We start from the raw sequence: 23,729 nt of genomic DNA, 5'->3' as shown, positions 1-23,729 counted from the left end.
GCTAGGGTGCCTGCCGTCAAAGCCGCTCGGATCCGACCCCGTCAGGTCCTGTCGTCCTCGGATCCCTCGCCCGCCCGCGAGATCGCGAAGTACGGCCGTTCGCCCGGTTCCTTGTACTCCTCGCGGTAGTGCCGGCGGGCGGCGACGTAGCTCGTGTACATCAACACGACGAAAAACAGCGTAAAGGGCAGCGCCATCACCGGAGAGAACGCCTCCATCGCGCTGAACGCGGGCAGGTTGAGCGTCATGATCCCGAGCACGGTGAGCAACGCCCCCCACCACGCCCGGTTTCTGGCGTTGGGGTCTTCCTCGCCCAGCGTGATCGCACTCAGCATGTACACGGCGGAATCGAGGGTGGTGAGCACGTAGCCCGCCATGATGAGCACGAGCAGGACGCCGAGGACCGTGCTAAAGGGCGTCAGGGTGATCGCGGTCGCGACCGCCGCGGGGATGTCTCCCTCGGTGAACGCCTCGCCAACCGGACCGACGTAGCCCGGCGCGAGCACCCACCCGCCGATGATGCCGTGCTGGAGCCAGGTGAGTAGCGTCGGTGCGGCGACCAGCGCGACGAACGTCTCGCGGATCGTTCGCCCCTTCGAGACGCGCGCGACGAAGCTCCCCACAAAGAGGCCCCAGGCGGCCCACCAGGCCCACCAGAAGCTCGTCCAGCTCTGGGGCCACTGTGCGCCCTCGGTCGGGGCGGTGTACAGTGCGAGCCGCGGGAGGTTGTTGAGCCAGATCCCCGTCGCGTCCAGCGTGACGTTGAGGATGAAGAGGGTTGGGCCGACGACGAGCAACACGCCGGAGGTGAGCAACATGAGCACGAACGTAATGCGTGCGGCGTTGCGGATCCCCGCGTGGAGCCCGAGCCAGACGTCCGCGAGGAAGACGAGCCCGATAAGCGCGAACAGTCCGTAGGTGATGAGGTTCGTCTCCGCACCGAAGACGTCGCTCAGGATCGTCGCGAGCTGCTGGGCGGTAAACCCGAGCGTGGTGGCGAGCCCACCGACGATGGCGATCAGCGCGGCCAGATCGACGAGCCAGAACAGCCAGCCGTAGCGTTCCCGATCCAGAACCACTGCCATCATCGAACTGATGCGGTAGTCGCCGCTCCCGCTGGTGTAGGCCATCAGCCCGAAGCCGAGCGCAAAGGGGAGATACCACATCGCCATCCCCGGGAACGACTCGTGAAGGAACATGAACGCGAGCGCGAGCGACTCGATCGACGCCCCCGGAACCGGCGAGGACGGTGGCGGCTGGGTGACGATCGAGATGGGCTCGCCGACCCCCCAGACGACGATCGAACTCCCGAACCCGACGGTAAACACCATCGCGATCCACGAGAACACCCCGAACTCGGGCTCGGCGTCCTCGCCGCCGATCCGGATCCGGCCGTATCTGGAGAAGGCCATGAAGAAGGTAAAGACCACCAGCGCGACGCCCAGCGCCATGAACCACCAGCCAAAGCGATACAACACCCAGTCGAACGCGCCGTTGAGCGCGCTCTCGAGCGTGGTAGGGTACAGAAGACCCACGAGGACGAGCGCCGCGAGCGCGGTGATCGTCCCGAAGAAAAAGCCCTTGGTCGCCCGGTCGGTGTCCTCCAGTCCGAAGACGGTCCAGAGGCTCACCGTCCGCCCTCCGCGTCGTGTTTGTGGCCCTGTTCGACGTCGTAGACGCGTCTCTCGCTCCCAGTGGATGTCATGAGTGAACGGAATCGTACCGATCGATCGGTTCCCGCTCGATTCGGCGAGCAGCGCCGCCCCACGCGTGGGACGCCACGTCCGAAGTGCTGGCGCTTCCTCTCGTTTGAACCTGTCGTTCTCGACCCCGAGAACCCCGGGGTCGGTCGGGGCAGAGTTACGCGAGCAGTACGCCGCCGAGGCGACTCGGATGGCCCGGACCCACCACCCGACGACCCGATCTGACGGGGCGCGATCAGCGCCCGTCGAGGCGTTCGGCGACGAGGACGCCGACCTGGTCGTGAACCCGTTGGGCGTGTGTAATCGCAAAGCCCGCCCCGGTAAAGGCCTCGACGAGGGTGCCGACGGTTGCGGGATCGTCGACCTCGGGGCTGTAAAACGGTTCTTCCGGATCGGGCTGCCCGAAGAACATCACGTCACCGAGTACGATCTTCCGCGGGCCGAGATCGGCGATCACCGAGATCGCTTCGCGTTTTTCCTCGTTCGCGAGGTGGTGCATCGCGAAGTTCGAGGTCACGATATCGACGGGACCGTCGTAGTTGGGCGCGCGAAAACGACCCTCGCCGAACTCGACGTTGTTCAGCCCTCGTTCGGCTGCTTTCTCCCGCGCGCGCTCCATCATCCCCTCGCTGATGTCCCGGCCCACCACGCGTCCGGCATCGGGCGCGAGCGCCAGCGCGATCGCGCCGGTCCCGCAGCCGAGATCGAGGACCGTCTCCTCGGGGCCGGGATCGGCGTGCTCGATCACGAGGCTCGCACAGGCCTTGTACTCCTCGCTGTTCTGGCTCTCGTCGTACTCCGCGGCGTGGTCGTCGAAGCGGGCGGCGTGTTCCTCAACCGTTTTCTTCATACCGACCCCTACGCACGCCCGGCTCTATGAACGACTCGGAGACGACCTCCCGGTTCCGGTCGGTGAGCCGACCCCACTCGCGGAGCCCGTGTTCGATTTCCTCGGCGGAGAAGCCGACCCGCTCGCCGACCGCGACCAGTTCGCGGGGCCCGCGCAGCTGGAGGTGGCTTTCGGGAGCCCCGCTCACGACGTAGGGGGCGTCGTACTGGCCGACGAGCTCGCGGAGTTTGCGCATGTCCGAGAGCGCCTGCACCCGCGGGCCGCCCTCCAGCCGGAGGACCGTCGAGAGGTCGAACTCGACGCGAACCCCGTTTCGCGCGGCGGCCTTCGCGAGCACGTGGTTGAAGTCGCCCTCGCCAGCCATCGGCTTCGTGAGGACGTCGAGGCGTTCCTGTTCGACCGCAAAGCGATTGAGTTCGTTCGTCCCGCCTCGGAGCGCGAGGACGGTGTACTCCTCGCGGCGGTCGCCCAGATAGCCGCTCGCTTTCTGCGGGCCCTCGGCGCGGATCTCGGTGCCGTGAACGACGTCGATCCCGGTACTCTCGGCGATCGCCTCGGCATCGTCCGCCCCGCAGGCCGCGCCGCTGCGCACGACGAGACCCGAGAAGCCGTACTCGCTCGCGGTGTGCGCGAACCGCGCGACCGTCGAACGGCCCTCGGGGGTGGCGTAGACCGCCTCGTACATACCCCTCCTTCAAGGAGGGTCGCCATACCCGTGGCGGTTCGGGTTAGGGTTAACATCCTTGATGGCGTACCCCCACCCGTATGTCCCGACGTAGAAATCCCTTCGATGACCTCGAAGAGTTCTTCGAGCGTTTCAGTCGCCAGTTCGAAAACCAGCCCGGATTCGACCAGGACGTCTTCGGTATGGGCGGGGCCAACCGCATGAGCGTCGACCTGGCTGACCGGGACGCGGAGTTCGTCGTCACCGCCGACGCTCCGGGCTTCTCGAAGGAGGAGATCGACGTCCGCGTCACCGGGCGCCGACTCACCATCGAGGCCGAACGCGAGGAACACACCGAGGAGGAAGAGGAGACCTACCTGCGAAGCGAGCGCCACAGCGAGTCGCTCCGGCGGACGCTTCAGCTCCCCGAACCCGTCGAGGAGGAGGGTGTCTCCGCGACCTACAAGAACGGCGTGCTGACGATCACGCTCCCCAAACGCGAGCCCGAGACCGGCGGCAAGTCGATCGACATCGAGTAGCGCGTTCGAGGCCGTCGGTCGGGGCGGAGCCTCCCACCGGCGGTCAACACCCGATCCGTCGCCACAGCCATGCTCTTGGGCGACCACTTCTTCCCATGCCGACCTGCGGACGCTGTGGGGGCGAGTTCGCCGCCGAGGAGCTGACGCGCCACGAGAACGGCCCGCTGTTGGTCGTTCACTGTCCGGACTGCGGGCGGGTTCTGGGGCGCTATCGACGCCGCTGATCCCGTCCGGCGCGGGCGGTGTGCATGGCGCAGGGCCAACCCCTATGGGCGTGTCGGTCGTAGCCCGGGACATCTGGTCTCGCGGTAGACCGGAGGACCACCATGGAAAGCGTCAACCCAGCGACCGGCGAGACCCTCGAAACGTACGACGACCACACCGAGGCCGACGTCGACCGCGCACTCGACAACGCCACGGAGGCCTTCGATGAGTGGCGCGAGCGACCTATCTCAGAGCGACAGGTGTTGCTCTCCAACGCCGCGGACGTGCTCCGGGAGAACGAGGAGGAGTACGCCCAGTTGATGACCGAGGAGATGGGCAAACCCATCACCGGGGCGCGCGCCGAGGTCGAGAAGTGCGCGTGGGTCTGTGATTTCTATGCCGAGCGCGCCGACGAGTTCCTCGCAGACGAGGTGCTGGGTAGCGAACCCGACTCGCGCTCGCTCGTCTCGTACGAACCGCTCGGTCCCGTGCTCGCGGTGATGCCCTGGAACTTCCCGTTCTGGCAGGTGTTTCGTTTCGCCGCCCCGCACCTCACCGCGGGCAACGTCGGCCTGCTGAAACACGCCTCGAACGTCCCGGGTTGTGCGAAGGCCATCGAGGAGGTCTTCGAGGAGGCGGGCTACCCCGAGGACGTCTTCAGTAGCCTGCTCGTCGGTTCGGACGCCATCGAGGACGTGATCCGCGACGACCGACTGGCGGCGGTGACGCTGACGGGAAGCGAGGGGGCCGGTCGGGCGGTCGCGGAAACCGCGGGCAGCGAGATCAAAAAGACCGTTCTGGAACTCGGCGGGAGCGACCCGTTCGTCGTGCTCGACGACGCCGACATCGAGGCCGCAGCCGAGACGGGCGCACAAGCCCGCACCATCAACTCGGGCCAGTCCTGTATCGCCGCCAAGCGCTTTATCGTCCACGAGGCGGTCTACGAGGAGTTCGTCGAGCGCTTTACCGAGGAGATGGAGTCGCTCTCGATGGGTGACCCGATGGATGAGGGTACCGACGTCGGCCCGCAGGCCCGCGAGGACCTCGTCGAGGACGTCCACGACCAGGTCGAACGCAGCGTCGAGGCGGGCGCGACCCTGCGCACGGGCGGTGAACGGCCCGACGAGGAGGGCAACTTCTACCCGCCGACGGTGCTGACCGAGGTGCCCCAGGACGCCGCTGCGGCCACCGAGGAGGTCTTCGGCCCCGCGGCCGCCGTCTTCCGCGTCGAGAGCGAGGAGGAGGCAATCGAACTGGCAAACGACACCGACTTCGGGCTCGGGGCATCGATCTGGACCGATGACTTAGAGCGGGGCGATCGCCTCGCGCGCCGGATCGAGGCGGGCTGTGTGTTCGTCAACGAACTCGTCAAATCGGACCCCAGAATCCCCTTCGGCGGGGTGAAGAACTCCGGGTACGGCCGGGAACTCGCCCAGAAGGGAATCCACGAGTTCGTCAACGAGAAGACAGTCTGGGTCCAGTCGCCCGGCGGCGCCGACGACGTCGCGACGGAGTAAAGAGGGCGGGCACGCAACAGGCCCCAATGGCTGACGGGCGCGGTCTCGGCAGGCGGCGGTTGCTTCGTGTCGGAGCGCTCGGGCTGGCGACGGCGGCCGCGGGCTGTTCGGGGTCGAACTCGAATCAGGCACCGCTGGAGGACGGCGGCGAGTCGGCGACCTACACGCTGACGGTCGCGCTCGTCGAGGACGGCGGCGAGCCGGCCCCCGAAGCCTCGGTCTCGATCCAGACGGCCCAGCTCGTCCCGCAGGCCGACGCGAAGGTACCCGGTCCCGACGGAATTGTCTCCTTTGAACTCAGCAACGGCGAGTACGTGATCGTCGTCGAGAGCCAGGAGTACACCAACGTCGAGGAGCCGGTGACGGTCGACGGATCTGACGTCGAGACCGAGATCGTTCTCGAACGGGGCTACGGCTAGTCGCGCACGACCAACACCGGGACGGGCGCGCTGTCGACGACCCGCTCGGTGACGCTACCCATCGACAGCAGCTTCTCGCGGGGGCTTTTGCCGTGGGTACCGATCGCGATCAAGTCGATCCCCGCCTCCTCGGTGTACTCGACGATCTCCTTTTGTGGGGTGCCGGTCCGGATCTCACAGACCGTTTCAACTCCGGCGTCCTCGGCGCGCGCGCGGACGTGTTCGGTCGCCTTCTCGCCCTCCGCGTGTAGCGAGGCCTCGACGTCCTCGCGGGCGTCCTCGGCGGCGCGAGCCACACGGGAGTCGACGACGTACAGCGCGTGGACCGTCGCGTCGTGATCGCGCGCGATCCGCAGGCCGTGTTCGAGGGTGGTGTCGACCATCTCGCTGCCGTCGGTCGGGATCAGGACGCTGTCGTACATGGCCGGGCGTTCGGTCCCCGGACACTTCTAACTACGCGCCCGTCTCGGGGACCTTACTGGGGGCCCAGTCCGCCGCCTGCAGTCGAGCGAGTTCGCCGACTCCCGCCGGGACCGTCTCGACGCCCCCGCGGCGACGGCGGTGCAGTAATGGCGCTGGCTCTCCCACTCCCCGTCATGGTCAAGACCTCCGACGTGCTCGTCGAGTGTCTCGAGGACGAGGGTGTCGAGTACGTCTTCGGCGTGCCGGGCGAGGAACTCGAGGACCTGCTCTTTTCGATCCGGGATTCCGGGATCCGGTTCGTCCCGACGCGCCACGAGCAGGGCGCGTCGTTCATGGCGGACGTCCACGGCCGACTGACCGGCGAGGCCGGCGTCTGTCTCAGTACCCTGGGACCGGGTGCGACGAACCTGCTGACTGGGGTCGCCGACGCCCACCTCGATAAGTCCCCGCTCGTGGCGATCACCGGGCAGGGCGGACGCGAACGGCTCCACAAGGAGAGCCATCAGGCCCTGGACATCGTCGATACGTTCGAACCGGTCGTCAAGTGGAACACCCAGATCGGCGAACCCGAGATCGTCGCCGAGTCGGTCCGAAAGGCGTTCAAACTCGCCGAACACGAGAAACCCGGTGCGACTCACCTGGAGTTCCCCGAGGACGTCGCAGGCGAGGAGACGACCGACACGCCCCTGCCCACCCGCGAGCGGGTGCGTCGGCCCGACCCCGATCCCGGCTCGATCGAGCGGGCAGGCAACCTCCTCGAACGGGCCGAGCGCCCGATCGTGTTGGCCGGAAACGGCGCGGTCCGGACGCGGGCGCGCGGGGCCGAGCGCGATTCCGAGAGTGCAAACCGGCTTCGCGACCTCGTCGAGCGGGCGGACCTGCCCGTCGTCGCGACCTACATGGGCAAGGGCGCGATCTCGGATCGCCAACCTCACTCACTGTTGACACTGGATTCGGGCCCCGACGGCGAGGCCGCGGCGGCCATCGAGGACGCCGACTGCGTGCTCGCGGTCGGCTACGACATCGCCGAGCACGACCCGGCGGGCTGGAACCCCGACCGCGAAACGACCGTGATCCATGTAGATCACGAGCCCGCAGAGGTGTACCGTCACTACAACCCCGAAATCGAGATCGTCGCGGACATCCCCGCGAGCCTGCGGGCGCTCACGGAGGCGACGGATCCGGGCTCGGGAACGGCGTGGTGTACCGACGTTCACGACCGAATTCTGGAGGACGTTACCCGCCGACCCGACCCCGACGAGCCCTTCAGCGTGCGCCGTACCCTGCCGATCCTGCGGGCGGTGATGGCCGACGAGGACGTCCTGCTCTCGGACGTGGGCAGCCACAAGATGACGATCGCCCAGTCGTTTCCGACCTACGAGCCGAACACCTGCATCATCTCGAACGGGCTCGCGAGCATGGGCATCTCCGTCCCCGGGGGACTCGCGGCGGATCTCGCCTGCGGGTCGAACGTCGTCGCCGCGACCGGTGACGGCGGCTTCCTGATGAACGGTGCCGAGATCGAGACGGCGAAACGGCTCGGGCTCGGGTACACGATCCTCCTCTTTAACGACAACGACTACGGGTTGATCAGCGAGAAACAGCGCGATCACACCGGCGAGCAGTTCGGCACCGAACTCTCGAACCCGGACTTCGTGACCTTCGCCGAGAGCTTCGGGATCGAGGGGTATCGCCCCGAGACGTGGGACGGCCTCGAGGGCGTCCTCGAGGAAGTGGTCCCCTCCGAGGAGATGACGCTCGTCGAGGTCCCGGTCGAATGACCGTCTCGCTCTCCCGGCGGGCGACCCTCTGGGGCGACCGGACCGCCGTGATCGATACCAACGAGAACCGACGCTACAGCTACGCCGACCTCGACGCGCTCGCGGACCAACTAGCCGGCAAACTCGCGGGGCTGGGCGTCGGTCCCGGCGACCGGGTCGCGTTGCTCTCGCGCAACCGGATCGAGGTCCTCGCGATCGCCTTCGCCGTCCGACGGGTGGGGTGCGCGCTGGCGTTCGTCTCGCCGTACCGATCGAAATCCGCCATCTCGGACCTCGTGGATCGAGTCGATCCCGAGACGGTCCTCCACGAAGAGGCCGAATCCGACCGACTGCGAAAGGTCCCCTCGACGACGAGTTTCGCCGAACTCTCACAGGGCGAGGGAGCCGACTACGAGCGCGCCGACTCGCCGCCCGAGCCGTGGTTGCTGTTTCAGTCGCCCGACGAGGCCGATTCGACCGTCCACGCGTACTCGACTGAAAGCGTCGAGCGAAACTGCATCGCCGGGATCACGACGTGGGGGTTCGGCCGCCCGTGGGTGGCGAACCTCACCTCCTTTTTCCGCGCCGACGGACTGCTGGTCGGAGTCCTCCCGGCGCTGTACGTCGGCGGCACCGTCCTCCTCCACCGGGCGTTTCGCCCGGATCCCGCCCTCGAACTCATCGAGCGCCACGACGCGACCCACGTCTACGCCACGCCGCTGGAGTTCGATCGGCTGACCGACGCCGACGGGTTCGAAACCGCGAACTTCGCGAGCGTCGAGGCCTTCTACTCGAGTGCCCCGTTGCCCGCCGAGTGTCACGACGCCTACCTGCTCGCGGACCACCCCGTCGGTCGGTTGTTCGGAACGGCCGCCGCGCCCCACCTGCTCACGTTTTTGCCCGAGCGCGAGGACGCCCTCGAGAAGGGCGACAGCGTCGGCAGGCCGGTCCTCGACTGCGAGGTCCGACTCTCCGAGGATCGACTGGAGGCGCGCGGCCCCGTCGTCGCCGAGGGGACCCTCGAGGAGCGATTCGAGGGGTGGATCGAGACGGGGCTGCGCGCGAGGCGCGACGACGACGGCGATTACTGGATCGAGGCGGATTAACCGACGAATGCGCGCCCGCGCGGCGAGAGCGCGAACAGCCCGACACCCAAAAGCGCCCACAGAAGGACCATCAGCCATTCGTAGGGCCAGACCAGCGCCGAGGGGCCGCCGGGAAGGTAGAGGACGACGAAAAACGCCGACAGCACCAGCGCAACCCCGCCCATCGCGTAGCCGGCGGGAACTTTGAAGGGCCGTTCCATCCCGGGTTCCCGGCGCCGGAGGACGAGAAACGAGACGCAGACGAACAGCCACGCGAGGACGATCCCGAGCCCGCCGGCGTTGACGATCCACCCGAGCATTCCCTCGCCGAACAGCGGGGCGAGTACCGACGACACGCCGATCAGAACGATGGCGTTGTGGGGCGTGTTGTACTCGGGGTGTGTCTTCGCGAGGAAGGCGGGCAACATTCCCGACTCGGCCATCGCGAAGATCGCGCGGCTCCCGCCGATGACGAAGGCGTTCCAGCTCGTGAGGATGCCGGCGATCCCCGCAAGCGCCATCAGCTGACCGACGGTCACGCTGTCGTACAGCGTCTCCATGGCCGCCGCGGCCGGCAGCGGGCTCTCGACGAGCTGCGCGCCCGGCAGGGCCCGACTGGAGCCCCAGAGAACGGCGATATAAAAGAGGGTCGCCATCAGCACCGCCGCGACGATGATCGTCCCAAGCGACCGGGTGGGAACGTCAGCCTCTTCGGCGGCTTGAGGGATCACGTCGAAGCCGACGAACATGAAGGGCGTCGCGAGCACGACCCCGAAGATCCCCGCCGCTCCACCGATCACGGGCGGGTCGGGAGAGGGTTGGCCGCCGGTGATCGCGCCGATCACGAGCACCACACCCGCGAGCGCGATGACGAGCGTGACGATCGCCTGGAACTGGGCGGCCGGGCGGATCCCGACGTAGTTGACGCCGGTCATGACGGCCGCGCCGCCCGCACCGACGAGCACCCACGTCCCGTAGACGGGATCGCCGGCGATCGACCAGAGTTCGATCGCGTTGAACCCCGGGATCACGAACGCGAGCGCCGATGGCAGGGCGACGGCCTCGAAGGCGGCGACGCTGACGTAGCCGAAGGCGATCGCCCAGGTACAGACGAAGGAGCCGAGCGCCCCCAGCGCCCGGTGGCTGTAGACGTGTTCCCCGCCGACGAAGGGCATCGCCGAGGCGAGCTCGCCGTAGATCACGGCGACGAAAATCACTAACGTTCCCCCGATAACGAACGCAGAGATCGCGCCGATCGGTCCACCCTCGTCGATCCACTGGCCCGAGAGGACGATCCATCCCCAGCCGATCATCGCGCCGAACGCGAGCACGAGTAGATCCCGTTGGGAGAGGGCCTTCGTCAGCCCGCGCTCGGTCGTGTCTGCCTCTGACATACACGGCCCCTCACGACATGGGAACAAATACGTTCCGTCGGCGGCAACCAGCCGAGGTCTACAGGACCTCGCGGACGTTCTCGATCGCCGTGTCCTTTTTCGCTGGGTAGGCCTCGACCTTCGCGCGCAGGGTGATCCCCTCGCCGAGTCGGGCCTCGCCGCCGAAGGCGGCCTGCTTGTCGAGATAGAGGAACAGCTCGCAGTTCTCGGTCACCCGGTCGTCGAGTTGTCCACGCACCTGTTCTAAGTCCGCCGACCCGCGCAACTGCTCGAGGACGTGGCGGATGCCGTCGGCGTTCTCGACGCGCGCCGAGAGGACGAGGATGCGGTCGCCGTGATAGCCCTCGGTCTCGGCACGTTCTATTTCGAAGCCCTCGGGCAAGTAGGTCCGCAGGGCCTCCTCGACCCGCTTTTCGTCCTCGGTTGCATAACAGAAGGTTCGGAGGTCGACGTAGTGAAGCGGGACGGCGGCCATCGGGCGTTACTCCTCTGTCTCGGTGTCGTCGGCCGCCGAGAGGTCGGATTCGGGGATGCCGGTCTCCTGGCCGTCCTCGAAGCTCACGGTGTAGGTGGCGTCGCCGAACATCGTGTCCATCACCTGCGTGATCCGTCCCTCCTGGCCGTCGAACTCGCTGTGGTCGTCCGACAGCACGACGCGGTCGTCCTCGTCGAAGCTCATACCCACGGATAGCCCCCGGTTCGATAAAAGTAGCGTGATTCATCCCGCCGAAGCGTTATTCCCGATCCGTACCGTTGGCCCGGTATGTACATCGCCGCGTTCCTATCGCTTCCGGGGGGTGGCCGGTGACGACGATCGACAGTCTGTGGTTTCGCGCGAACGAGGCGAGCCAGCGGGCCGAACAGGCGTACCATCGCCTGCGAGAGCGCCACGACGCGGTCCTCGAACGCGAGCGCCACCGGCGGGTTTCTCGGGGACGCTTTCGCACCCTGACCGAGCGCGTCGAGCGGACGGGCGCGCCCTACGGGGCCCACACCATCGTCTACCGACCCTCCGGCCAGCTCCTGCTCGTCCGCCACGAGGGCGTCGATCTGTGGGTGTTGCCGGGCGGCGAGGTTGCCCCCGAGGAGGACTTCGAGCGCGCCGCGGTCCGAGAGCTCGCAGAGGAAGCCGGCGTCGACGCCGACTACGAGGGGCTTGGTGTTCTCACCCGGGTTCGGATCACCTCCGGGGAGTACGAGACGTGGGGCGTGATCCCGGTCTTTGCCGCCCGTGCGCTCACGACCGAGACACACATCGCCGACCCCGACGACGAGATCTCCGCGGCGCGGTGGTTCGGTGATCTCCCGGAGGACACCCGCGATCGCGAGGACTTGCTGGCGTGGCGAGAGCGCGAACTCGAACCGTGAGCTACGTCGAGTCCGGTCCGTAACTCTTGCCCTCGCGGGTATCCGCACGCATCCGCCGCAGTGCGGCCTGGGCGTTTGCGGCGTCGTAGCCGAAGAAGACGTCCTCGCCGTAGGCGTCTGCGACTTCCGCGGCGTGGATCAGGTTATCGATCTCGACGTCGACCGCGTACAGTTCGACGCTAAAGGGGGTATCGAGCAGGCTCTCGAAACCGCTTGCGATGGTTTCGAGCCAGTAGGTGGTGGTGTAGGCCATGTCGTACAGCGGGATCACGAACTCGTCGACGTGGGGTTCGATCGCCTCAATGTCGAGTCCGGCGCGCTCGTAGAGGTGGCCCGGATACGGGTCGGGATACAGCGTCAGGTAGGTCTTCCCGGGGATCCGCTCTGCGGCGTCGGCGACGAACTCGGTGATGACCGACGCGCGCCACGCGAGGCGGTCCTCGAACTCGCTTTCCTCGAACAGTCGGGTACAGCGCTCGCAGAAACAGTACTCCCGACGGGGAAAGCCCACGTCGTCGAGGCGGACGTTCTCGGTGACGTCTGTGGCTTCGCCCACCATTTCGAGGAGTCCCTCCCGGTAGCCCTCGTGGGTCGGGCAGATGTACGCCCAGTCGAAGTAGGGCCGTTCGCGGGTCGCGAGTTCGCCCTCCCGGTTCCGCGGGACGAGTTCCGGAGAGCTCTCGGCGGCGGCGTTGTCGCCGAAACAGGAAATCATGGTGACGGCCTCGGGGACCGGCTCCGTCGAGCGTCCGCTGACGTCCTTCGACTCGTAGAAGGCGAGATCGAACTCGGGCCAGGTACACTCCTCCCGGTTGCGCGTGACGACCCCGAACATGGTGGTCCTATCGCCGCGGCGCGTAAGTGCGTTGCTACGTCGGCCGACAACGTTTTGATCGGCGCTGTTCGTGTTCAAAACCATGGGACAGCACCAACGACTGTCGTACTCCCAGTACGCCCGCGGCGGGTTCGCCCTCGGCGTGGCGGTGTTCCTCGTCGGGATCCTCGGTCACGCCGTCGGTCCGGCGTTGCTGGGCGCGCTCCCCGCGTGGGAGGTGACGCTGTTTACCGTCATGGAGTTTTCCGGGATCGGCCTCGCGCTCTGTTCGCCGCTCGTCTTCGCGATCGTCCTGCCGCTGATCGAGTAGGACCGCCCCCAGTACTCCCTGATCGAACCGGCCTCCGACCGACCGCGCCAGCACCGTCCGCCGCCGGCGGCGGTCCCCGGGTCTCGGGTACCAACGGGTCGTTCCCAGCGATCGAGAATACGCGAACCGGCTATATCGCTCTCCGGCGAACGTTCACCGGGAGATCACCATGAACATCCTCGTTCCGATCGACGACTCCGATCAGTCACGCGCGGCGATCAAGTACGCCGACGTCACGTTTCCCGACGCCGAGATCACGGCGATACACGTCATCCCCGTCGAGGGCTACTGGGCGGCGTTCGCCGACGATCCGGAGGTCATGCCCGGCTACGAGCAGGCCCGCGACCACGCCGAGGAACTGTTCGAGGAGGCCCGAGGCCGGATCGATTCGGGGATCGACACTCGGATCACGACCGGGAACCCCGCCCGTGAGATCGTCGATTTCGCTGGCAAAGGAGGGTTCGACGCGGTCGTCATCGGCAGTCACGGCCGGACGGGCGCGACGCGGGTCCTGCTCGGCAGCGTCGCCGAGGCGGTCGCGCGGCGCTCGCCGGTTCCGGTGACGATCGTTCGTTGACGACGATCGAACCGGACAGCGCCCTCGCCGGGACCGTGGTTCGGTCGGCTATTCGACCTCGATGCGGTCGGCGAACGCCTCGCGGATCAGCGTCCCACAGTAGGCACACCGCACGCCGTCGGCGAGGACCGCAAACCGCGATTCGACGGGCTCGCGCTCGGTCGTGATGCAGTTGGCGTTCGGACACGAGAGCACGCCGACGACCTCCTCGGGGCGTTCGACGCGGTGTTTCTCCGCTACGTCGTACTCACGGACGATGTTGATCGTCGCGTCGGGCGCGACAAGCGAGAGGACATCGACTTCCTCTTGACTTAGCTCGCGGCCCTCGATCTTGAGGATGTCCTTGCGTCCGATCCGGTCGGAGGGGACGTTCATCCCGACGGAGATCTCCTCGCCGCCCGAGCCGTCGATATCGAGGATCGCTAGCACGGTCAGCGCTTGGCCGCCGGTGACGTGGTCGATGACGGTTCCGTTTCGGATCTTGCCGACGCGGAGTTGGTGGTCGTCAGTCATAGCAGTGAATCGAGCAGCGCCATCCGCACGGGGACGCCGTTGTGCGCCTGTTCGAAGTACGTCGCGTGGGGCGTCTCGTCGATCGCGGGGTCGATCTCGTCGACCCGCGGGAGCGGGTGCATGATCGAGAGGTCGTCCGTTGCGTCCTCGAGGGTCCGAAGGTCGATCCCGTACTCGCTTGCCACCGCGCGGTACTCGTTTTCGTCGGGGAACCGCTCCCGTTGGATGCGGGTGACATACAGCACGTCGAGGTCCGGGAGAACGCCCTCCAGTTCGGTGTGTTCGGCGACCGCCGCACCGGCCTCGTCGAGGTCGTAGCGCACCTCCGGTGGCAACGCCAGACTCTCGGGGCTGACGAAGTGCTGGGTCGTCTCGAAGTTCGTCAGCGCCTGGGCCAGCGAGTGGACCGTCCGACCGTACTTCAGGTCGCCCATGATCCCGATCGTGAGATCGTCCAACCCGGCGTTCTCGCGGATGGTGTAGAGATCCAACAGCGTCTGGGTCGGGTGGTGGCCCGCGCCGTCGCCCGCGTTGACCACGGGAACGTCGACGAACTCGCTCGCCATCTTCGCTGCGCCCTGTTTGGGGTGGCGCAACACGATCGCGTCGGCATACCCCTCGATCACCCGGACCGTGTCGGCGAGGCTCTCGCCTTTGGTCACGGAGGAGCTATCGACCGATCCCATGTCGATGGTGTCCCCGCCGAGGCGTTTGATCGCCGTCTCGAAGCTCATCTTGGTGCGCGTGCTGGGTTCGAAAAACAGCAACCCGAGTAACGAGTCGGTATGACGCGTATCGCCCGTCGGGCCGTCGAAGTCGCCCGCGCGGTCGAGTATCGTCTCGATGTCCGCCCGCGAGAACTGTTTTGCGGTCAGCACGTGATCGTGCCGCATCAGGCTGACAGGGGAGACAGGGGGCCTTCAATCCCGCGGTCGGTGCCAGTATCGGTGTGGGATTTCTTGCGCGGCGGCTGAACCGCCGCCATGGTTAAGTTAGGTTATACCCTCTCGGCCGAGGAACTCCTCGCCGGCGAGTTCTAGGGCGAACGTTTATTTCTGTTGGACTACATATAAGTAGTGCGGTGAACGAACGGCTACCGACGGGGATCGACGTGCTCGACCGGACGCTGAGCGGCGGGATCCCCGCGGGCAGCATCGTCGCCCTCGTCGCTGCACCCGCGAGCCAGTCCGAACTCCTGTTGTACGAACTCACTGTGCCTCGGGAGACGCTGTACCTGACGACCGAGCGATCCGCAGAGGCGGTCCGGGACGCGTTCGAGCGAACCGACGCCCCCGCCGGCACACCCGACATCGAACAGGTGACGGGCGAGGCACCCCTAGATGGGGCGGGCCGGCTCGTCGAGACGCTCCCGCGGAAGTCAACGCTGATCGTCGATCCGGTCGACCCGCTCGAACGGTGCGAGCCCGCCCGGTACCGTCGCTTCATGAACGCGCTCCAGACCGCGATGGTAAACACCGGAAGCGTCGCCGTACTCCACTGTCTCTCGGGGTGTTCGACGCCGTCGGGTCGCGACCGCACGGAGTACATGGCCGACGTGGTCTTCTCGCTGGAGACGCGGGTGGCCGGCGAGTCGATCGAAAACAGGCTCGCGGTACCGAAGTTCCGCGGCGGTCGGGCGCTCTCCGAGACGATCAAGCTCGAACTCGGTGATCGTGTCCGCGTCGATACGAGCCGCGATATCGCATAGCCGGTCGGAAGCGTTACTCTTCGGCGTCGATGTCGATGTCGCCTTCGAGTTCCTCGACGATCTCGTCGGCGTCGACGTCGGCGTCCTCGAGTGCCTCTTCGATGTCGCCGCCACCGCCGCCCATGCCGCCCATCATACCGCCGAGACCACCCATCATGCCGCCGCCCTCGATGGTCTCCTGGATGATGACCCGATCGAGCTCCAGTCGATCCATCAGGTCCTGGGCGATCTGCTGTTTCTGGAACATCCACTGCTGGTTCATCGTCAGCTGTGGGGTCGCCTCGATGTACAGCGTCTCCTTCTCGACGGTCTCGACCTCCGTCTCGGGCTCTGCGTCCTCGTCCGCGTCCTCGTCGGGTTCGACGACGGTCTCCTCTTCGACCTCGTCGGTCTCGATCCACATCTCGAGGTCGGCGTCGACGAACATCGAGAGCATCCCCTTCGCGCGGTCGACGCGGTCCTCGACCTCCTCGACGATCTCGTACTCGTACTCGACGTCCTCGCCAGCGAGCGGGTGGTTGAAGTCGACACGCGCTCGGCCGCCGATGACGGTCTCGACGTGGCCGTGCTGGTTGTCGATGTCCACGTGAGCGCCGGGGTAGCGGTCGTCTTCGGGGAGCTTCTCGGCGCTGATGGTGCGGACCTCACCCTCGTCGTACTCGCCGAACGCTTCTTCGGCGGGAACGACGACGGTTCCCGAGTCGCCGGCCTCCTTGCCCTCGATGTCGGCCTCAACCGTCTCGAAGAGGTGGCCCGCGCCGAGCGTGATCACGCGCGGTTCGATGTTTCGTTCCTCGACGTCGACGCCCTCCTCCTCGGCGAGCTCCCGATCCGTGGTGTCGACGAGCTGGTCGCCCTCGACGGTGCGTGCCGTGTAGGCGAGGCGAACGAAGTCGCCGTCGGAGAGCCCCTCGACCTGTTCCTCGTCGGTTTCCGACTCGGCCTCCACGTCGGCGTCAGCGTCGGTCTCGGATTCGTCGGCTACGTCTGGCTCTTCTTCATCACTCATACCACAGACGACAGGCGTTCGTGCCTTAAGAACAACGTTTCGTGTCCGTCGCGGACACGGGCGATCAGCGGGGCTTCAATCGTCGGCGTAGGCCTCGATCGCCTCTTCGATGTCTTTCTCGTCGACATCTCCCTTCCTGTAGGCGTCGAGGGCTTTCTCGATGTCCTCCTCGTCGAGATCGCCGGCAGCGTACGCGTCGAGGGCCTTCTCGACCGTCTCGTGGTCGACCTCGCCGTCGGTGCGGAAGGCGATCTTTCCGTTCTCGTCGATGACACAGACCGTCACCGTAGCCTCGATACCGTACTTCTCGAGGACTTCGGGGCGACCCATCGCGTGGTCCCAGTCGCCCCCGTACTGCTCGTGGAACTCCTTCAGCTCCGTCTTCGAGACGTCCATGTTGGTGTTGACCGTGAGCAGGTACGCACGGTCGCCGTACTTCTCGTGGAGGTCGGCCAGCGTCTCGGAGTAGGACTTACACTCCTCGCTTTCGACGTCGGCGAACATCACGATGGTCGGTTTGTCCTTGGCCTCGACGGTGATCGTCTTTCCATCAGAGGTCTCGACGTCGACTTTCGGCGCGTCGTCCCCGCTTTTCGGTTTGTCGTCTTTCTTCCCGTTATTCCCGGAGGAGTCGTCGTTCTTACCGGAGTCGTCCTTCGGGTCGTCGGTGTCTTTCGGATCGTCGTCGCTCCCGAGACAGCCGGCCATGCTCGCGAGGGCTATGCCACCGGACAGCTGAATCATACGTCGACGGTTTATGTCGCGCATCGCCTGAATAGTAGATTCGATGATACTTACTTATCTATGATAAAATCAGTTCTAGGGAACCGATAACGATCCAGTTCTCAGGCCGGTTTCCCATCCAGCGCGAACCCGACCGATGCCGGGCCATCGAACGGTTCTAGCGGGATGCTAACCGGGAATGCGACCGCCACGGGTAGTGGACGACCGGATGGAGTCGGCCGAGACGAGCCGATCGGGAGCGGGGCGTTTTTCGAGCCCCCGGTCGTTGGAGGGGGCGTGTACGAAGTCGAGATGAAGGTCCGGGCCGATCACGAACGGGTGCGGGCCGCCTTGAACGATCGGGGTGCGACCGCCCGCGATGCGGTCACACAGCGGGACACGTACTACGACGCGCCGACGCGGAGTTTCGCCGAAACCGACGAAGCGCTTCGTATCCGCCGCGAGACACGGAAGGATACCGAACGAGCGGTGCTCACGTACAAGGGGCCGTTGGTCGGCGAGAACTCGAAGACACGTGAGGAACACGAGACGGGTGTCGAGGACGGCGAAATCGTGGGATCGATCCTCGATTCGTTGGGGTTCGTCCCCGTCGAGACCGTCGAGAAGGACCGCGAGCACTTCTCGCTCGGGGAGTACGTCGTCACGCTCGATTCGATCGCCGGCCTGGGCGAGTTCGTCGAGGTCGAAACCGAGGTCCCCGAGGCCGAGATCGACAGCGCACGCGATGGCGTCGCCCGGACGGTCGAGTCGCTCGGACTCGATCCCGCGGCGGAGATTCAGACCTCGTATCTCGAGCTGCTGCTCGATGATGCGCAGTAAGCATATTTCCGAGCCGAGTAGTTATCGCAAGGTATAGCATACCCGGACGTGTAGGCTCGTCAATGACCGAGCGGAACATCCGAGTCGAGCCGATCGACCGCCGGGCCGTCGAGGACCAGGAAGTCGAGATCGTCGAGCGAAAGGGGATCGGCCACCCCGACTCGATCTGCGACGGCGTCGCCGAAAGCGTCTCGCGTGCGCTCTCGCAGGCCTACCTCGATCGGGTCGGCAAGGTGCTACACTACAACACCGACGAGACCCAGTTGGTCGCGGGCAACGCCGCCCCCGCGTTCGGCGGCGGCGAGATGATCGACCCGATTTACCTACTGATCGTCGGCCGCGCCACGAAAGAGTACGAGGGGACGCGGATCCCGACGGGCAAGATCGCACTGGAGGCCGCCCGCGAGTACCTCGACGAGCACCTCCCCGAACTGGAGTTCGGCACCGACGTGATCGTCGACGTGAAACTCGGCGAGGGGAGTGGCGACCTCCAAGAAGTGTTCGGCGAGGAGGGCGCGACCGTCCCGATGGCTAACGACACCTCCTTCGGAGTGGGCCACGCCCCCCTGACCGAGACCGAGCGCATCGTTCTGGAGGCCGAATACAGCCTCAACGGCGAGTACAGCGACGCGAACCCCGAGGTCGGCCCCGACGTGAAGATCATGGGCAAGCGTGAGGGCGAGCACATCGACATCACCGTCGCCGCCGCGATGATCGACGAGTACGTCGCCGACCTCGACGAGTACGACGAGGCCGTCGTCGGCGTCAGGAAACACGTCGCGGAGCTGGCCGGCGAATACACCGACAGGGACGTTTCAGTCCACGTCAACACCGCCGACGACTACGAGCAGGGTTCGATCTACCTCACGACGACAGGGACGAGCGCCGAGCAGGGCGACGACGGGTCCGTGGGTCGGGGGAACCGCGCGAACGGCCTGATCACGCCGAACCGCTCGATGTCGATGGAAGCAACCAGCGGGAAGAACCCGGTCAACCACATCGGGAAGATCTACAACCTACTCTCGACGGAGATCGCCCACGCGGTCGTCGAGGAAGTGGATGGGATTCGCGACCTCCGGGTCCGCCTCCTGTCCCAGATCGGCCGGCCGATCGACGAACCGCACGTCGCCGACGCCCACGTCGTCGCCGAGGCAGGGGTCGAACTGAGCGATATCGAGGCCGACGTGATCGAGATCGTCGACCGCGAACTCGCGGACGTCGCCGAGATCACCCGCCGCACGATCGACGGCGAGCTCTCGACGTTCTAGATGAAGCTCGTTTATTCCCCCACGGTATAGCCCGATTATGATCCCGCCCGGAGCCGACACCGTCCTCGTGCGCTACGGCGACATCGGCGTCAAGAGCACGAAGGTCCAGCGGGATATGGAGGACTCCCTGGAGACGAACCTGCGGGCGATGCTCGATTCGCGGGCCGTTCCGAGCGAGATCGACTGGCGGTGGTCCCGACCGCGGATCCGGACCGCCGAGGTCGACGCCGCGGCGGCCGTCGCCTGCGATACGTTCGGGATCGTCTCCGCGAGTCCGGCGGTCTCGGTCGAACCGACGATGGCCGCCATCTGTAGAGCGCTGTCGGAGACCGCCGGTGCGCTCGGGGTCGAGGGGCCCTTCGCCGTCTCGGCCCGCCGTGCCGGCGAGCGCGAGGCCCACCCGTTTACGAGCGAGGACATCGAGCGCGAGGGCGGGCAGGCCATCTGGGACGCCCTTTCCGACCCCGCGGTGGACCTCGACGACCCCTCGCGGACGTTCTACGTCGAGTGTCGCTCCGATGAAGCGTTCGTCTTCGTCGAGAAGCGCACAGGGCCCGGCGGCCTTCCGTTGGGGAGCCAGCGTCCGCTGGTGGCGCTGCTCTCGGGCGGGATCGACTCGCCGGTCGCGGCGTGGGAACTCATGAAACGCGGCGCGCCCGTGATCCCGCTGTACTTCGACTTCGAGGCCTACGGCGGCGTGGATCACGTCGCCCGCGCCGTCGAGTCCGCCCGCACCCTCGCCGGCTACGCACCCAACCACACGCGCGACCTGCGGATCGCGCCCGCGGGCGCGGCGGCCGCCCGGTTCGTCGAGGGGATCGGCCCGACCCGGATGCTCTCGCTGCGCCGGTTCATGCTTCGGGTGGGGGAACGACTCGCCCGTGAGACGGGCGCGGTCGGGATCGTCACCGGCGAGGCGATCGGCCAGAAATCCAGCCAGACGAGCGCGAACCTCGCGGTGACCGACGCGGTCGCGGAACTACCGGTCCACCGCCCGCTGCTGACCCGGGACAAACAGGAGATCATCGCGCGCGCCCGGGAGATCGGGACCTACGAGGACTCGACCGTCGAGGCGGGCTGTAACCGGATCGCGCCCGAGTATCCCGAGACGAACGCCTCGTTGGAGGCCGTCGAGGCCGCCGAACCCGACCTCGACGCGCTCGTCGAGGAGTCGTTCGCGGGGATCGATCGGGTCGGCCTCTAGTGAGGCGACAACCAAAACCGCTTTTTCGCGGACCCGACATTCTCCGGCCGTGACGACCGTCTGTATCGTCGGGAAGGAGGACGTGGATCTGCGCTTCGAGCTGCTGAGCCGCGAAACCGCTCGCGGGGCACTCGCGACCTACGACCTCTCGGAGCCGTGGGCGAACTCCATCACCGTCGAGACGGTCAGTCTCGGTGGGGCGGTCTCGCTGCTGAACGATCTGAACTGGTATCTGGTCCGGTTCGCCGAGGCGGCGTTCGTCAAGGACCCCTCGATCAGCACCGAAGAGTGGCTCTCGCGGACGCTCGCCGAGCGGGTTCGCGACAACGAGATCCGCGCAGCGGAGACGGACGAGTCGCTCGCGATCTACGGCGTTTCGGAGGGCCAACTGGTCGAGCCAATGTACGTCACCAGACGGGACGGGTCGGTTCCCGAATACGACCTGCGCGACGTCGAGGGGACAGTCGTCGTGCGGGTCGCCGCCGAGGAGTTCGGCGCCTAGTCGAACAGCCCAGTAGAGAGGTAGCGCTCGCCGCTGTCGGGGAAGATCGTCACCACGAGCGGGCAGTCGTCGTAGCCGGCCTCGGCCCCGCCGTCGCTAAAGGCGGTGACGTCGGGCACCTCGGGGCAGTTCAGGTCGGGCCGCGCGAGACGCTCGGCCACTCGGCGCGCGGCGATGGAAGCCGCGCCGCTGGACTGGCCGACGAGGATCCCCTCCCGACGGGCCAGACGGCGACACTCGCGTTCGGCGTCCGCGAGCGCGACCGTCTCGATCGAGTCGAGCAACTCGACGTCGAGCAGTTCACTGACGAACCCCGGTCCCATCCCCTGGAACTCGTCCTTGCCGGGTTCACCCGTCGAGAGTACCGCGTTCTCGACGGGTTCGACCGCGATCACCTCCATCTCGGGGTACGCCTCTTTGAGCCGCCGGCCCGTGCCAGTGATAGTGCCACCAGTACCGACGCCCGCGACCAGCGCGTCGACCTCTCGATCCCCGACGGCCTCGATGATCTCGGGGGCGGTCGTCCGGTAGTGGGCCTCGGCGTTCGCGGGGTTCACGAACTGGCCCAACTGGACGGCGCCGGTCTCTTCGACGATCTCGTCGGCGCGCTCCCGGGCGTCGGTCATCTCGCCGGGAACGAGTTCGATGTCGGCGCCGTAGGCCCGAAGGAGACGCCGGCGCTCCTCGGACATCGTATCGGGCAGGACGATCGTCAGGTCGTAGCCCTTCGCGGCGGAGGCGACCGCGATACCGATCCCCGTGTTCCCGCTCGTGGGCTCGACGATCGAGTCGCCGGGTTCGAGGACCCCCTCGCGTTCGGCGGCCTCGATCATCGCGATCGCGGGTCGGTCCTTCGCCGACCCCCCCGGATTGAACGACTCCAGTTTCGCCGCCACGGTGGCGCCCTCCGGGGAGTCGACCTGGACCAGCGGCGTCCCGATCGCGTCCAGAATGCTCCCGTGCATACCCGACGAGTAGGGAACACAGGTATAAACCCCTGATGGACGGCGGAACGAACCCCGACGATCCTGCCGGGATCGACAGGCGAATGCTACCGCTTGGCGTGAGACTGACCGTGCAGTCAGTCGGCACCCCAGCCCTCCGAACCCTTGTGCGTGATCTCTGGAGCGACGGCCGGGGATGGATCCTGCTCGGCGTCGCCGGCGGCTGGTTCCTCTCGCTCGGCGTCCGCCTCGTCTTTCCCGCGCTCCTCCCGTATATACGGGAGGCCTTCTCGCTCGGGCTGACCACCGCGGGCCTGCTGATCACCGTCCTGTGGGTCGCCTACGCGCTCGGACAGTTCCCCGGCGGGATCATCGGGGATCGCCTCGGTGAGGGCAACGCGCTGGTGGTCAGCACCCTCGTCTCGGGGACGACCATCGCGGTCGTCGCGGTCGCGAACACGGCCCTCGTCCTCTTTCTCGCGACCGCGCTCTTTGGCTTCTCGACGGCGCTGTTTGGCCCCGCCCGCTTTACGATCCTCTCTACGATCTACGACGAGCGCGACGGCACCGCCATCGGCCTGACGCTCGCGGTCGGGGAGGCGGGCAACGCCATCCTACCCGTCGTCGCCGGCGTGCTCGCCGCGGTCGCCTCGTGGCGACTCGGCTTCGGCGTGACAGTGCCGCTCTTTTTCCTGATGGCGATCGTCCTCTATCGGGTCGTTCCGGGGAAACTCTCGGAGGGCAGCGCGGTCGATAGCCTCTCGGTCGGGACGTTGAAGTACGTCGCAAGCGGGATCGCGGAACGCTCGATCCTGATCGTCACCGGCGTCCACGTCTTCCTCTTTTTCGTCTATCAGGGTTTTACGGGCTTTTATCCCACGTACCTCGTCGAGATGAAGGGCCTCTCGCCGGGCCTCGCCGCCGGGCTGTTCGGCCTGTTTTTCGCGAGCGGCGTCGCGGTCCAGCCAATTGCAGGCGCGAGCGGCGACCGTTTCGGCACCCGCCCGACGCTGTACGTCGTCATCGCCATCACGACGCTCGCACTCGGCACCCTCCCCTTCGTCGAGGGCTTTGTAGGCCTCGTCGTCGTCACGGTCGTTGCGAGCGCTCTCTTGGGAGTAACGCCGCTGACCCAGACGTTCCTCGTCAACGCGCTGCCAGAGGACATGAAAGGCAGCGGGCTCGGCCTGCTCAGGACCGGTCACATCGCACTCGGGGCGACGGGGCCGCTCGTCGTCGGTGCGGTCGCGGATCTGAACTACTTCGACGGCGCCTTTCTCGGGCTCGCGGTCCTCTCGGCGGCGGGGATCGTGTTGACGGCGCTCGTCCCCGACGACTGAACCCACCCGTTAAGATACTCGACCCCGAAC

At 66.7% G+C, this 23,729-nt stretch carries 29 protein-coding genes; 15 read left to right on the top strand and 14 right to left on the bottom strand.

The genetic code is table 11. The annotated features are described in order from the left end of the window. Positions 1-41 precede the first annotated feature (41 nt). The 3 genes from HACJB3_RS07735 to HACJB3_RS07725 all read right to left on the bottom strand — a co-directional run bounded on the left by HACJB3_RS07735 (position 42) and on the right by HACJB3_RS07725 (position 3,238). Positions 42-1,631, bottom strand: coding sequence for a BCCT family transporter (locus HACJB3_RS07735; RefSeq protein ID WP_008417631.1), 1,590 nt, complete (start codon positions 1,629-1,631; stop codon positions 42-44). A gap of 307 nt (positions 1,632-1,938) precedes the next feature. Then, positions 1,939-2,553 (bottom strand): class I SAM-dependent methyltransferase, encoded by a 615-nt coding sequence (locus HACJB3_RS07730; RefSeq protein WP_008417633.1) that lies wholly within the window; start codon positions 2,551-2,553, stop codon positions 1,939-1,941. Beyond that, positions 2,537-3,238 carry an RNase P subunit p30 family protein gene (locus tag HACJB3_RS07725; protein WP_008417635.1) on the bottom strand — a complete coding sequence of 234 codons (702 nt, stop codon included), beginning with the start codon at positions 3,236-3,238 and terminating at the stop codon, positions 2,537-2,539. Before HACJB3_RS07725 ends, HACJB3_RS07730 begins: the two co-directional genes overlap by 17 nt. An 80-nt stretch (positions 3,239-3,318) precedes the next feature. On the opposite strand from HACJB3_RS07725, the gene HACJB3_RS07720 reads away from it, so the two are divergent. From HACJB3_RS07720 to HACJB3_RS07710, 4 genes are all read left to right on the top strand, one after another. Continuing rightward, on the top strand, positions 3,319-3,756 hold the full coding sequence (locus HACJB3_RS07720) for an Hsp20/alpha crystallin family protein (protein ID WP_008417637.1): 438 nt from the start codon (positions 3,319-3,321) through the stop codon (positions 3,754-3,756). Positions 3,757-3,851: 95 nt separating this feature from the next. Further along, complete coding sequence (locus HACJB3_RS21045; protein WP_008417639.1) at positions 3,852-3,980, top strand: hypothetical protein; 129 nt, start codon at positions 3,852-3,854, stop codon at positions 3,978-3,980. Between the two features lie 102 nt (positions 3,981-4,082). Further along, positions 4,083-5,477, top strand: a complete 1,395-nt coding sequence (locus HACJB3_RS07715; protein ID WP_008417641.1) for an NAD-dependent succinate-semialdehyde dehydrogenase — start codon at positions 4,083-4,085, stop codon at positions 5,475-5,477. Between the two features lie 26 nt (positions 5,478-5,503). Further along, positions 5,504-5,896 (top strand): hypothetical protein, encoded by a 393-nt coding sequence (locus HACJB3_RS07710; RefSeq protein WP_008417643.1) that lies wholly within the window; start codon positions 5,504-5,506, stop codon positions 5,894-5,896. Here the strand turns inward: HACJB3_RS07710 and HACJB3_RS07705 are convergent. Further along, the gene (locus tag HACJB3_RS07705; RefSeq protein WP_008417645.1) at positions 5,893-6,318 is read right to left on the bottom strand and encodes a universal stress protein; all 426 of its coding nucleotides are present in this window, start codon (positions 6,316-6,318) and stop codon (positions 5,893-5,895) included. The genes HACJB3_RS07710 and HACJB3_RS07705 overlap by 4 nt on opposite strands. A 31-nt stretch (positions 6,319-6,349) precedes the next feature. Next, entirely contained in the window at positions 6,350-6,484 is a 135-nt protein-coding gene (locus HACJB3_RS21040; RefSeq protein WP_274378057.1) for a hypothetical protein, read from the bottom strand. A gap of 8 nt (positions 6,485-6,492) precedes the next feature. On the opposite strand from HACJB3_RS21040, the gene HACJB3_RS07700 reads away from it, so the two are divergent. Together HACJB3_RS07700 and HACJB3_RS07695 are read left to right on the top strand one after the other, a co-directional pair. Beyond that, positions 6,493-8,100 (top strand): acetolactate synthase large subunit, encoded by a 1,608-nt coding sequence (locus tag HACJB3_RS07700; protein WP_174264855.1) that lies wholly within the window; start codon positions 6,493-6,495, stop codon positions 8,098-8,100. Continuing rightward, positions 8,097-9,185, top strand: coding sequence for an AMP-binding protein (locus HACJB3_RS07695; RefSeq protein WP_008417649.1), 1,089 nt, complete (start codon positions 8,097-8,099; stop codon positions 9,183-9,185). Before HACJB3_RS07700 ends, HACJB3_RS07695 begins: the two co-directional genes overlap by 4 nt. Here HACJB3_RS07695 and HACJB3_RS07690 read toward each other — a convergent pair. Genes HACJB3_RS07690 through HACJB3_RS07680 form a run of 3 tightly spaced genes read right to left on the bottom strand, consistent with a single transcriptional unit; the run spans position 9,182 to position 11,237 of the window. Continuing rightward, complete coding sequence (locus tag HACJB3_RS07690; protein ID WP_008417650.1) at positions 9,182-10,558, bottom strand: APC family permease; 1,377 nt, start codon at positions 10,556-10,558, stop codon at positions 9,182-9,184. The two genes, HACJB3_RS07695 and HACJB3_RS07690, sit on opposite strands and share 4 nt — an antisense overlap. Before the next feature lie 58 nt (positions 10,559-10,616). Next, positions 10,617-11,033: an RNA-binding protein gene (locus tag HACJB3_RS07685; protein WP_008417651.1), complete on the bottom strand. Its 417-nt coding sequence runs from the start codon at positions 11,031-11,033 to the stop codon at positions 10,617-10,619. 6 nt (positions 11,034-11,039) lie between these two features. Further along, on the bottom strand, positions 11,040-11,237 hold the full coding sequence (locus tag HACJB3_RS07680; RefSeq protein WP_008417652.1) for a hypothetical protein: 198 nt from the start codon (positions 11,235-11,237) through the stop codon (positions 11,040-11,042). 125 nt (positions 11,238-11,362) lie between these two features. On the opposite strand from HACJB3_RS07680, the gene HACJB3_RS07675 reads away from it, so the two are divergent. Beyond that, positions 11,363-11,926 (top strand): NUDIX hydrolase, encoded by a 564-nt coding sequence (locus HACJB3_RS07675; protein ID WP_008417654.1) that lies wholly within the window; start codon positions 11,363-11,365, stop codon positions 11,924-11,926. A gap of 1 nt (position 11,927) precedes the next feature. Here HACJB3_RS07675 and HACJB3_RS07670 read toward each other — a convergent pair whose 3' ends face one another. After that, entirely contained in the window at positions 11,928-12,761 is an 834-nt protein-coding gene (locus HACJB3_RS07670; RefSeq protein ID WP_008417656.1) for a hypothetical protein, read from the bottom strand. 82 nt (positions 12,762-12,843) lie between these two features. On the opposite strand from HACJB3_RS07670, the gene HACJB3_RS07665 reads away from it, so the two are divergent. Together HACJB3_RS07665 and HACJB3_RS07660 are read left to right on the top strand one after the other, a co-directional pair. Beyond that, a complete protein-coding gene (locus tag HACJB3_RS07665) occupies positions 12,844-13,071 on the top strand; it encodes a DUF7860 family protein (protein ID WP_008417657.1) in 228 nt (75 codons plus the stop codon). A 169-nt stretch (positions 13,072-13,240) separates the two neighbouring features. Further along, positions 13,241-13,648 (top strand): universal stress protein, encoded by a 408-nt coding sequence (locus tag HACJB3_RS07660; RefSeq protein WP_008417658.1) that lies wholly within the window; start codon positions 13,241-13,243, stop codon positions 13,646-13,648. A 48-nt stretch (positions 13,649-13,696) separates the two neighbouring features. Here HACJB3_RS07660 and pyrI read toward each other — a convergent pair whose 3' ends face one another. Together pyrI and pyrB are read right to left on the bottom strand one after the other, a co-directional pair. After that, the gene (pyrI, locus tag HACJB3_RS07655) at positions 13,697-14,161 is read right to left on the bottom strand and encodes an aspartate carbamoyltransferase regulatory subunit (RefSeq protein WP_008417659.1); all 465 of its coding nucleotides are present in this window, start codon (positions 14,159-14,161) and stop codon (positions 13,697-13,699) included. Beyond that, entirely contained in the window at positions 14,158-15,054 is an 897-nt protein-coding gene (gene pyrB, locus HACJB3_RS07650) for an aspartate carbamoyltransferase (protein WP_008417661.1), read from the bottom strand. The genes pyrI and pyrB overlap by 4 nt, the downstream gene beginning before the upstream one ends. A 188-nt stretch (positions 15,055-15,242) precedes the next feature. Between pyrB and HACJB3_RS07645 the strand changes: the two genes are divergently transcribed. Further along, positions 15,243-15,869, top strand: coding sequence for an RAD55 family ATPase (locus HACJB3_RS07645; RefSeq protein ID WP_008417663.1), 627 nt, complete (start codon positions 15,243-15,245; stop codon positions 15,867-15,869). Positions 15,870-15,882: 13 nt separating this feature from the next. Here the strand turns inward: HACJB3_RS07645 and HACJB3_RS07640 are convergent, their stop codons facing one another. Together HACJB3_RS07640 and HACJB3_RS07635 are read right to left on the bottom strand one after the other, a co-directional pair. Next, entirely contained in the window at positions 15,883-16,878 is a 996-nt protein-coding gene (locus HACJB3_RS07640; protein ID WP_008417665.1) for an FKBP-type peptidyl-prolyl cis-trans isomerase, read from the bottom strand. Between the two features lie 75 nt (positions 16,879-16,953). Beyond that, the gene (locus HACJB3_RS07635) at positions 16,954-17,622 is read right to left on the bottom strand and encodes a TlpA family protein disulfide reductase (RefSeq protein WP_013199453.1); all 669 of its coding nucleotides are present in this window, start codon (positions 17,620-17,622) and stop codon (positions 16,954-16,956) included. Between the two features lie 276 nt (positions 17,623-17,898). Between HACJB3_RS07635 and cyaB the strand changes: the two genes are divergently transcribed. The 4 genes from cyaB (at position 17,899) to HACJB3_RS07615 (ending at position 21,415) form a co-directional block, all read left to right on the top strand. Next, entirely contained in the window at positions 17,899-18,441 is a 543-nt protein-coding gene (gene cyaB / locus HACJB3_RS07630; RefSeq protein ID WP_049934550.1) for a class IV adenylate cyclase, read from the top strand. Between the two features lie 62 nt (positions 18,442-18,503). After that, entirely contained in the window at positions 18,504-19,709 is a 1,206-nt protein-coding gene (locus HACJB3_RS07625; RefSeq protein ID WP_008417671.1) for a methionine adenosyltransferase, read from the top strand. A gap of 37 nt (positions 19,710-19,746) precedes the next feature. Beyond that, positions 19,747-20,913 carry a tRNA sulfurtransferase gene (locus HACJB3_RS07620; protein WP_008417673.1) on the top strand — a complete coding sequence of 389 codons (1,167 nt, stop codon included), beginning with the start codon at positions 19,747-19,749 and terminating at the stop codon, positions 20,911-20,913. A 49-nt stretch (positions 20,914-20,962) separates the two neighbouring features. After that, positions 20,963-21,415: a DUF5804 family protein gene (locus HACJB3_RS07615; protein ID WP_008417675.1), complete on the top strand. Its 453-nt coding sequence runs from the start codon at positions 20,963-20,965 to the stop codon at positions 21,413-21,415. Here HACJB3_RS07615 and HACJB3_RS07610 read toward each other — a convergent pair. Continuing rightward, positions 21,412-22,380 (bottom strand): PLP-dependent cysteine synthase family protein, encoded by a 969-nt coding sequence (locus tag HACJB3_RS07610; protein ID WP_008417676.1) that lies wholly within the window; start codon positions 22,378-22,380, stop codon positions 21,412-21,414. The two genes, HACJB3_RS07615 and HACJB3_RS07610, sit on opposite strands and share 4 nt — an antisense overlap. 146 nt (positions 22,381-22,526) lie before the next feature. Between HACJB3_RS07610 and HACJB3_RS07605 the strand changes: the two genes are divergently transcribed. Beyond that, positions 22,527-23,699, top strand: coding sequence for an MFS transporter (locus tag HACJB3_RS07605; RefSeq protein WP_008417678.1), 1,173 nt, complete (start codon positions 22,527-22,529; stop codon positions 23,697-23,699). Positions 23,700-23,729: the final 30 nt, after the last annotated feature.

The organism is Halalkalicoccus jeotgali B3 (assembly GCF_000196895.1).
Classification (GTDB): domain Archaea; phylum Halobacteriota; class Halobacteria; order Halobacteriales; family Halalkalicoccaceae; genus Halalkalicoccus; species Halalkalicoccus jeotgali.
The sequence above is the reverse complement of the archived record's forward strand: the minus strand, read 5'-3'. Positions and strand labels throughout refer to the sequence as shown.